Here is a 13897-nt window from a genome sequence, read left to right on the forward strand (position 1 = left end):
TAGCCAATTATTTAAGCCGCTGTTTTCACACCCTAATTAGTATAAGTTATTGAATACAGAAGAGGGGATTTCCTAAAATTTAGTACTATTATAACATACTAATAATATTAATATCTTCAGTAATATTTATTAAGTATTAAGAAGAAATTACCGATAAAACTACTATGAGAAAGCCTTGCCTTAAAAGCGTCATTCATCTTGTTTTTTGTACTGTTGTGTATTTAACGGCAAGTAGTGCGTTTGCAAGTAATTTCGTTGTTAAAAATAAAACAAAGAAGGCCGTCATTACAGGAGATGTTCCTAAGGACTGGCGTTTTGAAGAAAATGTCTTAGGCTTCCCATATGTTCTAATGTCAAAGAAGCATGCAAGTGGCCATCGAAGTATCATTTCATTTACACCAACTAAAATTAAAAGCAAAAGTCTTGATCGCCAGATGATTAAATCTCAAGTTAACGATTATAAGAAAGGAAGACTGAGTTGGGTTGAGAAATATGAAGGTGAAAGCGTAAAGTTTTTAAAATTTCGTGAGAATTCTATACCTAAAATAAGCTCATTTTCTGTCGGTCATCAATACATTGTTTCTAAAAAACATTTTGAAGAAAAGAGTATTTATGCCAATTGTAGTGGAGAAGTATTCCACATAAAGTATTTAATGAATATGACTGATGAAAAATCAGATCGTCAAATAATTAATAGTGTCCTTCAAAGTCTATCGTGTAGACGTGGAGGAGAGTCTTGATTAGAAACTCAGTTAAAACAATATTCACTAGTTTATTATTACAACTTACCTTAATTGTTAATTCATATTCATTTGCGCAATTATCACTACAAGCTGAAAACTCAGTGCCAGATGAAGTCGTTGTTGAAATCACTCAATTGTACTTAGCTTCCGCTAAGTCTCTCTGTACAGATGCATCTGGCCGTTGGCGCTCTGATGCTGTTGCACTACCATCTAGCATTGTTGAAAGTATTGAGAGTTCATCTGAGCGTAAATTGGGTGACGATGAAAAAGCGATAAATTGTCCTGATTTTCTAGCACTTGAAGTCGCATCAATAAAAGATGGCGCTCAAGGTTTAGAGGCAGAAGAGTTTTATGCTTGTGCTACTCAAGACTGGAACGTGATGGATCAGCTAACTCTTGCAAGAGATATGGATCTCGTTTTAGAAGAGATTTATGAGTGTAAGGGTAAGTCACAACCAACTTCAGAATGTGTAAACGATCTAATTTGTAACGCTGCAAGTACTGTTTCATTTGGTCTTGGCGACGTTATAACTGAAAAGCTTGGAATGGAATGTCCAAAGTCTACTGATACAAACTGCCTTTCGACTGCATGGAATGGCCTTGTTAAAAACTTAATAGGTACAGCGGAATTCTTTTGGGATGTCGCTGCTGGTGGTTTCAGTTGGCTTGGCAATAAAATAGGGAATTTCTTTAGTGGGTCTGAGGAAGCTGAAGATGCAGCTTCAGACAAGCTCCACTTACTTTCTTCTGCTGATGAATCATTTGTTGATAAACTCTTAGATGATCCAGTGAATACATTAAAAGATGGTTTTGCCAATTTAATGACTGGTATTGGAAATTATATTACTGAAAGTATTTATGATAATTTTGCATGTGCAAAATTTGAAAAAGATGCAAATGGTGAAGATACTTGCGTCGAACCAGTGACAAGTTTTGAATGTGCAACTTGTGGCCAAAAATTAAATATGGCATGTGGTATTGTCGGCGTTGTAGGTGGCGAAGTCCTAATTGGTTTATTAACTGCTGGTACGATCAATGCTGCAAAAGTTGCAGGTAAAGGTATTATGGTCGGAGCAAGGGCCGTATCAAAGTCACGTTTATTTTCTCCAATGGGTAAGGCGATTAAGATTGCTGGTGTTGCCGGGGCCAAAATCGTTCAAACAGGTAAGGGATTCGCAGTTAAAATAGGCCCGCGCGTAGTTAATCTACAAAAAAATAAATTAGTAAAAGCCTTCTCTATGGCCGCTAAATTAACAGGTAAAACTGCGATGTATGGTGGTAAAAAAGTAGCACAAGCTGTTCAAGCATATGGTTGGGCCGCTGATAAACTTACTGCTATGACAATGAGAGGTGTGGCAAATCAACTTGATAATATTCCAACGGCCTTTAATGGCTACCTTGGTAAGACTCTTGATTTTGCGACAAAAAGACGAGCTTCAACTGCACTGGCCACTTCTTCAGATGCACTAAGACGAGGAGCTAATTACTTTGATGGTGCCTCTAGCGTATCTTCTCAAGCCTCAAAAGCAAGTGATACAACTGATAACACTGCAAGCGCTTCACGAAATATAGATGATTCTCCAAAACAAGGGGAATTATTTGATGAGAATGGTAAGGCAACAGCACAGGCCGATAATGGTGGAGTACAAGCAAAAGAACCAGAGCAAGGTTCATTATTTGATGAGCATGGTAACGTTACAATGGAAGCTGATAATCGTCTCTCAAGACAATCATCTAATACATCTAGTTCTAGGCCAATAAGTGAAAATTTCAATGGTGTCGACGACTTTAGAACAATGGTATCACGCGATGATGTTGTTAATCCAAATATTGACTTTCATTTCACTGATGATTTTCCAATGGATATGATGGCCGTTAAGGATGTCCGTTATACTGCTGATGGATCAGGTATTATGATTAGTAAATCATCACATCCTGAGCATTATAAATTATTAGAAGAAAAAGGCTTAAGTCCAAACCTAAACGGTGATATTGTTCTTAAGTTTGGCGATGATATTGATAGTTCAATTGTCCGTCATCAAAGTACACCTGGAGCGGCCAAAGATAATGCAAGAATACAAAGGGCGTACCAATTTAATAAACCAGATAAGAGTATTATCGAACGATTAGATGAAACACAACCGACAATGGCAAAGCCTGTTCAAGATCGAGCAAGATTGGATTCTGTTTTAAGTGATATTGATAATATGACACAACGAGAGCTTAATGCATTTTATGCTCGTGTTGATAATAAGATTCAAAATGGTGTTCGCCTAAGCGATTATGAAGCGGCCGGAGCTCTTTTTAGAGCAGACTTAATAAATCCTAGCGTAAGATTTAATGGAGCGGCCGGTAACCGCATTTCTCCACAAGCATATGATAGTGCATTAGATGTTATTAGAAATAGATCACAATCTTCTTTAACGGCCGATGAAATTGCTCGTGGACCAAGTGGTAAATCTCAATCAAGAAGGGCCGCTATTGAAGAAATAATGGATAACGATAGAAGAAGTGCAACTGTTGCTGCTACAGATAGTGTTCCCAATACAAACCCTCAGCCTTCTCCTACTGAACAAATTGGATTATTCGATGATGTAGATGATGCTGTTAAGCAAAGTGATAATGCAACTCCTGCTTCCACAAATACGAATAACCCGCCACGACAACTTGATATGTTTGAAGATGGTACAGATGCATTAAGACAATCAGATAATAGCGCTACTAATGGAAGTGTTGGCCTTTCAAGAAATCGAAACACTCCTCAAGCTTCAACTACTAGAACTAGGGGGCCTGAAGATAATATTAGGGCAACAGTTGTGGCCGCACCTGCTATCAGTGTAAATACAACAGCATCTAATAATGATAACGTTTCAGTCGTAGATCCTCAGCCTGAACCAGTAGGGCCAACAGTACCAGATGAGAATCCGCCTCAAGATGATGATGTTGAATTCAATATTAAAATTGAATATAGCGACAATATTATAAAAGTAACACATGTTGAACCTGTTACGGCCTGTCGACTTCAAAAGAATATTCCAGCATCAGTTGATGATGATGGTGAGGAAGTTGATGCTAAAACAACAACTCTTGGTGCTGTTGAAAATGGCGAAGAAATGGAAGTCGCTAAAGAAAGATTTAATTTTACAGTAAGCGTTGAATGTAAAACTGATGGTGATTACAAACTTGCAACGACAGCTTCATCAAACTTTCCAGATCTAAAGATAAGTGGAGAAGCGAGAATTCCTATCTATAAATGTGATGGAGATGAGTGTAAAACGGAAACTGATGCGAGTGGGAACCCATTCCAGCTAAGACTTAATCCAGCACCTTTAAGACAATTTGCTCCACCACAAGGAAATATTCCAGGGGCCCCTGTTTTAAATACACTATAAGTACTTATTCAATCCAGTCTGCACTAGTTTTAATAGTACGTGGGATCATGATATCACCTTTGTACTTAACAACTTCTGCAGGTAGGTTATGGCATAGGAAAAATGGCATACTTTCAGTAAAACCGTATGCTCCGCATTGGGAGAACACTAACCAATTTCCGTAATCGCAATCTTTTGGAAGATCAAAGACACCAAGCTTATCTAGAGATGTACACAATGGCCCGTGAACATGAAATTCTTGATTCTGCTTAGATTCACATTCTTCAAGAACTTCGCAGGGAAAGGCCTGATTTGTGAGTGCGGCCCTTGCAATATGATTTATTCCACCATCAAGTACGAGAATTTCTTGTCCTCTAACGTTTTTGCGATCAATAACTTGGCTTAGGTATAGTCCACACTCACCAACGGCGTAGCGGCCAAGCTCCATCCAGATCTTTTCAAGCTTATGCTTTTTCTTAAGGCGCACTAGAGCTGCATTAATATCCTTGAAATCAATTCGCTCACTTTCGTTTTGGTAAGGGATACCAAGTCCTCCGCCGAGATCAATAACTTGAGGTCTTACTCCCATGTCTTGAGCTAGTTTATTAATTCGAGCACATGTGTGATCCCAAATTTCTTCAAGCTTTGATGCACTTAAAATATTTCCCCATTGGAAGACGTGGTAGCCAATCACTTCCACATTTTCATACTCGCTTAGATCTACTGATTTCCATCCTTTTTCATCTAGGCCAAATGCGGTGATGTCATCTCCACCAAGAACAGATTTTTCCTTGCTATCCCACTCTAGTTGAACTCTTAATAGAGCGCGTGCCTTTATTCCCATCTCACTGGCCTGTTCATTTAGCCATTTTAATTGATAGATACTTTCAACCACAACGCAATTGATTTCGTGTTCTAAGAGAGTTCTTATATAGCCGCGAGATTTGCTTGGGCCTGTTGAGATAATATCACTAGATTTAACTCCACTTGCAACAACTTGAGTTAATTCACCCTTAGATGCCACATCAATTCCAATTCCTAAATTTCTAATGAGCTTTAAGATAGATGATAGGGGATTTGCTTTACATGCATAGTAAAGCTTAATGCTCTCATCTTTGTTCTCTACGATGTAGCGTAAGTGATCTTCAAGTTTGTCTAAGTCATAGAAGTAAAACGAAGAGTCGATTCTCTTCGTTAACTTCTTTAATTCTTTTGTGATATTTTTATCTAACATTATAATTTATCTATCTTAAAAATGATTCGAGTTCTAGTGATGCATCTGATTTCTCATCACGGTATTTGATAATCATGGCACAATTCATTGAAAGGCCCTGATCCTTTGCCCAGGCAAGTTTATCGTTTACCGGTCTTGTTCCCGGTACAACAACTGCACCTTCTGGAATAGGCTCACCTGGTTCAAGTCTTCTCTCATTTACACAGTCATAAATAGGTACACCCTTTGAAAGGATAACACCTGGTGCGATTACTGCGCGTTTTAAAACTTGAATACCTTCAACGATAACAGCACCTGCTCCAATAAAAGCATCGTCTTCAATAATAACCGGAGCTAGTCCAATAGGCTCTAGTACGCCACCAATTTGTACTCCAGCACTTAAATGGACGTTCTTTCCAATTTGAGCACATGAGCCAACGAGAGCATGTGAATCAACCATTGTACCTTCGTCAACATAAGCTCCAATATTGATGTATGCAGGAGGCATGATAATAACGCCTTTTGAAACATAAGCTCCTCGGCGAACACTTGAGCCACCTGGAACGATTCTTACACCGCGATCAGTATCAAATTTTTGAGCTGGAATATTGTGTTTGTCAACAAATCCTTCATAACCAAATTTTGATTGTTCAACATTCTTTCCGGCCTTAAAGACCTCAAGAATCATTTGCTTAACTTCTGTATTTGCTTGCCACTTACCATCAACTTTTTGTGCTGATCTAAGTGTTCCACTTTCTAGGCCTAGTAGTATTTCATCAACTGTCATTTTTATTTTCTCCAATTCTTAATTTTATCATTTGCTGATTTTACGATTGATTCTTTTGTCATATCTTTTAGTGATAGTGGTGGCCTAAGAACGGCCGTCTCAATTTGTCCCTGCTCTTTCATGAGCCACTTTGCCGGCACAGGATTTGAACAAACAAACATCGTGTTACTTGCTTCAATCCACATTTGAGCATCGCTTTCATTTAATTCACCATTTAGGCAGTCTCTTACATATTTATTAGTCTCAGCTGGCCATGGGTTTGCTGCTACAGAAACTAATCCCTTTGCACCTAAAGGCGTAAAGGCCGGCAGCATTGCATCGTCACCACTATAGACTCGTCCACCATTTGCGGCCTCAACATATTTGGCAAACATCTCAACTGAGCCACTGGCCTCTTTTATTGCCCAAAATGCACGGTGCCCATTAAGTCTTTTAACTGCCTCCAGAGACAGTCCGATACCTGCACGAGATGGAACATTATAGAGCATAACCGGCTTATTTGAGACATCCATTAGTGTTTTAAACCAGTGATATTGTCCCTCATCACCAGGCTTTGCATATAAAGGTGTAACAAGAAGGTAAGCATCGATATCAAGGCCATCAAGATAAGAGACCCATTCACATGTCTCGTTTAGATTGATACCACCAACACCACACATAAGTGGAACCTTAAGGTCTAGATCGATTGTGAAACTTAGGATATTCTTTCTTTCTTCTAAATTTAGATTAAGGGCCTCTCCCGTTGAACCTAGAATAAGTATCCCATTTCCGGCTTCTTCTTGAGCTCTTAAAATACGTTCTAATGAGTCCAAATCAACTGTTTGATCTTCATGTAAAGGCGTAATTACGGCCGTCCATAGGGGAGTTGAGTTTAAAAATTCAAGATCTTTCTCATTTATATTATTCATTTAATCTCCAGTTATTATTCATTTTCTTTCATTACTTGAAGGGCAACTTCACTAAAATCATAGAGTCCTGGCCCAAGAGTTTGCATTTGCTTTACTGCCCACAATGCTCCAGCGGCAAATATTCTTCGATCTTTAGCTTCATGTTTAATTGTAACAATTTCGTTAGGGGTATCAATAGTTAATTCATGAATTCCCACGATATCTCCAGTTCGCTCAGAGCTGATCTCGGCGTCACGATCTAACCATTCTTTCCATGAGAGGGCAGTACCACTAGGAGCATCAAGTTTCTTTGTATGGTGAATATCGTTGATGTGGAAGCTTAGTTGTTCTTCACTAAAAAGAGAATTAGCTTTGGAGGCAATCTTAATCATCTCTTTGACCAGATTCATTCCAAGACTAAAGTTCGTGGCCTTTATCCAGGTTCCACCACCGGCCTTTATTTTATCTAGCATTTCTGGTTTCCATTCAAATCCAGTTGAACCACAAACTACGCAGATTCCTGAAGTACTCAATAAATCAAAATAGTGCTCTAAAAAAGTATCCCCATTTAAAAAAGAGAGAACCATATCAAATCTGTTAAGGTCATCTTTCTTTAAAGGATTTTTTGAATCAAAAACACTTAATTCAATATCACTATATTCGCCATTTTTATTTTCTTCACAAAGCTCAATAACTTTAGAACCTGTTTTTCCTTTTCCTAGTAATGCTAATTTCATTGAATGAATTCCTGATGTAATTTTTGAATTGCTGAATCCGCTTGATTCTTATTCACTAAGAAGCAAAAGTTATGCTTACTGGCCCCTAGACAAATCATTCTAACGTTGATTCCTTCTACAGAGTTAAAAATTCGTTTAGCAATATCTGGTGTATGGTTGATCTCATTTCCGATTAGACTTACTAGTGTTAAGTCAGTTTCAACTTTTACGCTACATAACTCCGATAACCGACTAATTATCTTCTTATTTAATAGGGCGCTATCATCTAATGTAAGTGCTACTGAAATCTCAGACGTTGTAATTGAATCAATACTTACTTTAAAGTCATTAAATATTTTAAAAATCTCAAATAAGAAACCATGTGCATGAAGCATTTTTGGCGTTGATAATGTCACAAGGCTTTGTTCTCGACGTAAGGCCATTGCTCTAATTAATGGTGCTGAATCAGTCTTATCAACAATCCAAGTCCCTGGAGCATCAGGCTCATAGCTCGATCCAACAAAGACCTTAATACCTGCACGTAATGCAGGTGTTAAGGTCGTTGGATGAAGTATTTTTGCACCAAAAGTTGCCAGCTCGGCCGCTTCAGAAAATGTTATTTCATTTAATAATTTCGCTTCTTTTACAATACGTGGATCTGTTGTGGCGATACCTGCGACATCTGTCCAGATTTGAAGTGTGTCAGCACCCATGGCCTCTGCAACAAGTGCAGCGGAGTAATCTGAACCTCCACGCCCTAGTGTTGTGGTTAAGCCTTCAGAGGTCGATCCCATAAAGCCTTGTGAGACATATACGACATCTCCATATTTTGCGTTAACTAGATGTTGCTGGGCCTTTTCCTTTGTTGCCACAAGATCAGGTGAAGCTTTTGTAAATTGATCATCAGTTTTAAGAACTTGTCTAATATCAAATAACTCAACATTCTTCTTCTGATGGATTCCTGCTAGAACTTGGCTGAAAATTAATGAAGACATTCTTTCACCAAGACTTACAAGTGAATCGTATGCTCGGTCTGAACATTCTCTTAATAGGAGCATTCCATTGGCAATCATATTAACTTCTGAAAGAAGCTCAGAAACATCTTCTTTTAGTTCTTCTGTTGCATTCATATCAATTAGTATTTGATTATGTTTATCAGCAATTTCTTCAACTAGTGCTTCTACCTTTTCACCTTCACCAAGTGGTGCCTGTTTAGATATTTCCACTAAGAGATTTGTAACACCGTAAACGGCCGATACGATAACCATATTAGCGTTCTTGGCAGCACTGATTTGAGCACTTCGAGTCATGGCCTCTAGGTTTGCCATAGATGAGCCGCCAAATTTTGCAACAATGATTTCTGAATTTTCATTACCCATACTTAAAATCCTATATGTGATTCAAATAAATAAGGTAATTGTATGAAGGAGTGTGTTTAAATGCAAAAAAGAATTGTGAAACATAACCGACTTAAACAGTTGTATAACATAGGATTTGCATTCGAAGCTCTCCACATAACAAAACAAACTTATTTGAAGTTAATAATTTGTTAAGCGACAGTCCTAAGGCTTCTCCCTTAGTGACCAATAGTAAGGCTTGCGCTAAACCAAACTATTTCGGCAATGCTTCCATCGTAGTGATTCGTAACGGACTTATTCGTTGCGCACCCTGACCACTAGTTACTAAGCAATGCTCCTCTTCGTAATCTTACAAGGAATATTCTAGTGGATAGACACATTGATGTCTATACTTTTATAATTTGTGTGAATTTAAAATTACATCCTAGGGGTATAAAATGAAAAAAGTTGGAATTATCGGTTGGCGTGGAATGGTCGGATCTGTTCTTTTAGAAAGAATGGAAATGGAAGGAGACTTTGCAAAAATTGATCCATACTTCTTTTCAACTTCTCAAGCTGGGCAAAATGGCCCATTAATTTATAATAAAACACATACCTTAAGAGATGCTAATGATGTAAATGAACTTGCTGATATGGATATTATAATCTCATGTCAAGGTGGTGATTATACAAAGAAGGTTAGACCGGCGCTAGATGAAGTGAGCTGGCAAGGGTATTGGATTGATGCGGCTTCCGCAAAACGAATGGATGATGACTCACTTATAATCCTAGATCCTGTTAATAAAGATATTATTGATAAAGCACTTAATGATGGAGTTAAAAACTTTATTGGTGGTAATTGTACCGTTAGCCTTATGCTTATGGGGATTGGAAGTTTATTTCAAGAAAACTTAGTAGAGTGGATGACATCGATGTCATATCAGGCGGCTTCTGGTGGTGGTGCTCGTCATATGAAGGAGCTTCTAACGCAAATGAAGGTCATTGGCGATGTGGCCAATCCGATAATGGAAGGGCCGATTCTTCAGCTTGATACAGATATTTCTAATTTACTTAAAAGCGAAAAACTTAATGCTGATTGTTTTGGTGTTCCGTTGGCACTTAATTTGATTCCTTGGATTGATAGCGCTGTTGAAAAGGGGCAAACTCGTGAAGAGTGGAAGGCCTTTAGTGAGACAAATAAAATTCTTGGCAGAAAAGACAATCCAATACCTATTGATGGTACTTGTGTAAGGGTTGGTGCACTGAGATCTCATTCACAGGCATTAACGATTAAATTGAATAAGTCTGTCGACATTAAAACGATTGAAGACATGATTAAGAACTTTTCAGAATTTACTGAATTTGTTGAAAATACTCCTGAGGCCACACGAGAAAAACTTAATCCACGTTATGTGTCTGGTACCCTCAAAACAACAGTCGGACGTGTTAGAAAAATGAATCTAGGTGATGAATATTTAAATATTTTCACATCAGGTGATCAACTTCTTTGGGGAGCTGCAGAACCTCTTCGTCGCATGTTAAATATTGTGTTATAGTCATTATATGGAATTAGATTACGATAAATTAGTAAACGATTTTTATCAACAAGGCTATTGTGTAGTCGAAGGACTCTTTGATCCCAAAGATCTTAAGAATATTGAAAAGTCTTTTGATAATTTATATCAAGCAAGTCTCTCTCTTGATGAAACACAAATGTTAAAGCTAGCTCAATTTGTCTTTAATGAAGATGCACTAAATCGCATTGTTTGGTGTGGTGGTTACGATGAATTTCTTCTTGATGTAGGTGCTGATAAACGAATACTGAATATCGTATCAAGAATCCTTGAATCTAATGAGATGGTTCAATTAATTAATCAGGCCCACTTTAAACTACCTGGTCAAAAAGTAGAATTCAAATGGCACCAAGATAGTGAACACCGTCGATATGGTACACATATGTGGGAAGATGTTGATGGCCGTGGAAGTTACGTTCAAACTCTTCTTGCTATTGATGATATGAATGCAGACAATGGCCCTCTTAAATTTATCCCTAATTCCAATCAAGAAGGTCACCTTAATTATAAAGAAGATCCTAGTATTATCGATGAGATGCTTGAGAAATATGAGGCAGTTGATGTGATGCTAAAAGCAGGTGACGTCGCTTTTTTTGGGCCATATGTTTTTCACTCTTCGAGCTTAAATAAAACAGATTCTCCTCGTCGTGTCCTCATTAATGGTTACGCTCAGCCAGGTGCTAATAAAAGAGAGTATCCAGGTGTAGGCCTTGGAAGACACTTGAAACTAAACTCTTAAGAGAGTTTCTTTACCTTTATTCACGATATTTAAGAACATGTCTTTGATAGATCCTCTAAAATTAATGCATATAGTCGTTAGTCGAGGAAGATTCTATGTCACAAAAAAAGAAAGCAAATTATGGAAAGTATCGCTATCCAGCTGTTGCAGTAGCGGTATTACTAACATGGGTTTTTACTGTAACCTATCTTGTTCAAAGTAATACTCCTGAGGGACAAGTTACAAGGCTTCCTGCTTCTGCTACTCAAAAAGATGGTGTTTCTAGAGGTGTTGCTTCAATTGCTCCTGCTGACGATCCTCTTTTAAAAGAAACATATGCGTTAGGTATAAATGCATATTTATGGGGGTCGACATTAGTTCGAATGGAGCAAGTTTCAAGGCAATACACAGAAGTTTCTCAAAGTGAAAAAGATACAAGTTATCGTGCACCTGTTGGAGAGTTTGGTCATGCAAGAAGACTTCCTGGCCCAGAAGATGCTGATATGCCTACACCTAATCAAGACACTTTGTACTCAAGTGCTATTCTTGATCTTTCGCAGTCTCCGATGGTGTTATCTGTTCCGGCGGTGAAGGATCGATACTATGTTATTAATGTATTTGATATGTGGCATAACCTTATCCAATATGTTGGTACGAGAGTTACTGGTACAGATGCACAAAATTTTCTTATTGTTCCACCAAATTGGAATGGACGAAGTAGCGAGAAGTTAAAAGGCCTTAAAGTTGTTCGTTCACCAACAACAAAAGTTTGGCTCTGGGGCCGTACTGAAGTATTAAAAAAGACAGAGCAAGATCTAAAAAAAGTCCATGAAATACAAGATCAATATAAGTTAACTCCATTAGCAGAATACACTGATGGTAAGAAAGTACAATTATTTGGTTTATCAAATCGCCCAGGAGATGAGAAAGATCCATTGAGGTTTTTTACTGAACTTAATGAATATCTCTTAGATAATGTTTTAAATGATATCGATAAAGCGCAAATGCAACAATTAGAAAAGATAGGAATTACATCTGAAGGCTTTAAAAAAGAGATGCTAACTCCCGCTCAACAAGACATTTTAAAACAAGTTCTAAAAGATGGCGTTGAAATCGCTAATGCTCAAATTTATAATCCCGCACATACAAAAATAGTAAATGGCTGGAGCTATGTATTTGGTTTAGATAATTTTGGACAGGATTATGCATTAAGATCAATGGTTGCTCATCCCTATTTGGGAGGCCAAGGAGAGAAAGAGGCCATATATCCAATTCGTTATAAAGATTCTAAGGGTAATACACTTGTTGGAAGTAAGCAGTATCGTATGAAGTTTAATTCAAATCCACCTAATGATGGTTTTTGGTCAATAACAGTTTATGATGCTGAGACTAAGCTTCTTGTATACAATGCCTTAAAACGTTATTCTCTTGGCGGTGAAAGTGATTTAATGAAGAATCCAGATGGATCATTTGAAATTACTTTTTCTAATCAAATGCCATCAGACTCAAAAAAGCGTGCTAACTGGCTGGCCGCACCTGTTGGAGCATTTTACATCATTACTAGGATATACATTCCCCATGAGGATGTATTAAGCCTTAAGTGGAAGCTGCCAGAAGTGGAACCAGTTGAAACTAAAGTCCTTTCAATGGTTTCAAAATAAATAGTCTGTTCTAACTTTTTACACCTTTTGAATCTTTACAATAGGGGCCTAGAAATAGGCCCTTTTTTGTTACATTGATAGGTATGAAATATCTTATCTTTCTCATATTTATCGCAATAATTGGCAATCATTCTGTTAATGCACAGGAATATGGTTTTCTAAATATTGCTGATGGAAAGGTTTCATATAAAAAAATTGAGAATTACCTTCGTCCATTTAAAACAGATGGCTGCTCTAGTGTTTCACCAGATGGAACGATTGGCAGGCCTACCCTATGGCAACATTGTTGTGTTGAGCACGATATTGCTTATTGGTATGGTGGAACTCTCCAAGATAAGAAAGATGCAGATAGTGCTTTAAATCAATGTGTTTCAGATGTTTTTTCTGGAATCTTTGGAAGAGCAATGGAAGTGGCCGTTTATATTGGAGGTGGCCCTGATCTTCATACTGGTTATGCTTGGGGCTATGGTTGGAATCATATCCGAGGCTATCATGAATTATCACAACAAGATCAAGATGAAATTCAAAGAATGATGCCAGCAGATCCTCATGGACAAAAAATAGAAGAAATTGAGTTTGATAAAGAAGTAATTCCATCTAGAAATAAAAATATTTGTTTAGATGAGATACAAGATCATCTCGAAAAGTCTTTTAAAGAAGATGATGTTGAAATCTTGAGATCAGCTGAAGCATTAAGTTTCTTAAATCGTGTTTATGTTGTTGAAACTAGCTCATGTGAAGGACAAATTAAAGTAACGTTGAATAATTTTGTCAGCTTTAATGATTGTGAAGAGCTTCCTTATAAGAATGAGTGGGAGCAAAAAATAAAGAAAGTTGAAGCTTTCGGTGAGTGTGCCGATAAGTTTGAGAGTAAGGAATAAGAGAGGTAA

At 37.7% G+C, this 13897-nt stretch carries 11 protein-coding genes and 1 riboswitch; of the genes, 6 read left to right on the top strand and 5 right to left on the bottom strand.

Annotated features, from left to right (window positions below; translation table 11 throughout):
* The first annotated feature begins 164 nt into the window (after positions 1-164).
* Together ACMAZI_RS08460 and ACMAZI_RS08465 are read left to right on the top strand one after the other, a co-directional pair.
* Positions 165-740, top strand: a complete 576-nt coding sequence (locus ACMAZI_RS08460) for a hypothetical protein (protein WP_412473376.1) — start codon at positions 165-167, stop codon at positions 738-740.
* Positions 737-4135, top strand: coding sequence for a hypothetical protein (locus ACMAZI_RS08465; RefSeq protein ID WP_412473375.1), 3399 nt, complete (start codon positions 737-739; stop codon positions 4133-4135). The genes ACMAZI_RS08460 and ACMAZI_RS08465 overlap by 4 nt, the downstream gene beginning before the upstream one ends.
* Positions 4136-4139: 4 nt before the next feature.
* Here ACMAZI_RS08465 and ACMAZI_RS08470 read toward each other — a convergent pair whose 3' ends face one another.
* From ACMAZI_RS08470 to lysC, 5 genes are read right to left on the bottom strand one after another with little or no spacing between them, the layout of a single operon-like run.
* Complete coding sequence (locus tag ACMAZI_RS08470) at positions 4140-5348, bottom strand: PLP-dependent decarboxylase (RefSeq protein ID WP_412473374.1); 1209 nt, start codon at positions 5346-5348, stop codon at positions 4140-4142.
* Positions 5349-5358: 10 nt separating this feature from the next.
* Positions 5359-6114 carry a 2,3,4,5-tetrahydropyridine-2,6-dicarboxylate N-succinyltransferase gene (locus ACMAZI_RS08475; protein WP_115362725.1) on the bottom strand — a complete coding sequence of 252 codons (756 nt, stop codon included), beginning with the start codon at positions 6112-6114 and terminating at the stop codon, positions 5359-5361.
* 2 nt (positions 6115-6116) lie between these two features.
* The gene (gene dapA / locus ACMAZI_RS08480; protein WP_120404817.1) at positions 6117-7022 is read right to left on the bottom strand and encodes a 4-hydroxy-tetrahydrodipicolinate synthase; all 906 of its coding nucleotides are present in this window, start codon (positions 7020-7022) and stop codon (positions 6117-6119) included.
* A gap of 14 nt (positions 7023-7036) precedes the next feature.
* On the bottom strand, positions 7037-7738 hold the full coding sequence (locus ACMAZI_RS08485) for a 4-hydroxy-tetrahydrodipicolinate reductase (protein ID WP_120404816.1): 702 nt from the start codon (positions 7736-7738) through the stop codon (positions 7037-7039).
* Entirely contained in the window at positions 7735-9096 is a 1362-nt protein-coding gene (gene lysC, locus ACMAZI_RS08490; RefSeq protein WP_120404815.1) for a lysine-sensitive aspartokinase 3, read from the bottom strand. Before lysC ends, ACMAZI_RS08485 begins: the two co-directional genes overlap by 4 nt.
* 116 nt (positions 9097-9212) lie before the next feature.
* A riboswitch (Lysine riboswitch) is annotated at positions 9213-9425 on the bottom strand.
* 87 nt (positions 9426-9512) lie between these two features.
* Here lysC and asd point away from each other — a divergent pair.
* The 4 genes from asd (at position 9513) to ACMAZI_RS08510 (ending at position 13888) form a co-directional block, all read left to right on the top strand.
* Complete coding sequence (gene asd, locus ACMAZI_RS08495; RefSeq protein WP_115362717.1) at positions 9513-10610, top strand: aspartate-semialdehyde dehydrogenase; 1098 nt, start codon at positions 9513-9515, stop codon at positions 10608-10610.
* Between the two features lie 7 nt (positions 10611-10617).
* Positions 10618-11367, top strand: coding sequence for a phytanoyl-CoA dioxygenase family protein (locus tag ACMAZI_RS08500; RefSeq protein WP_412473373.1), 750 nt, complete (start codon positions 10618-10620; stop codon positions 11365-11367).
* Positions 11368-11462: 95 nt separating this feature from the next.
* A complete protein-coding gene (locus ACMAZI_RS08505; RefSeq protein WP_412473372.1) occupies positions 11463-13007 on the top strand; it encodes a DUF1254 domain-containing protein in 1545 nt (514 codons plus the stop codon).
* 83 nt (positions 13008-13090) lie between these two features.
* Positions 13091-13888: a hypothetical protein gene (locus ACMAZI_RS08510; protein ID WP_412473371.1), complete on the top strand. Its 798-nt coding sequence runs from the start codon at positions 13091-13093 to the stop codon at positions 13886-13888.
* The last annotated feature ends 9 nt before the right edge of the window (positions 13889-13897 follow it).

It is taken from the genome of Halobacteriovorax sp. YZS-3-1 (assembly GCF_047084945.1).
Taxonomy (GTDB): Bacteria; Bdellovibrionota; Bacteriovoracia; order Bacteriovoracales; family Bacteriovoracaceae; genus Halobacteriovorax_A; species Halobacteriovorax_A vibrionivorans.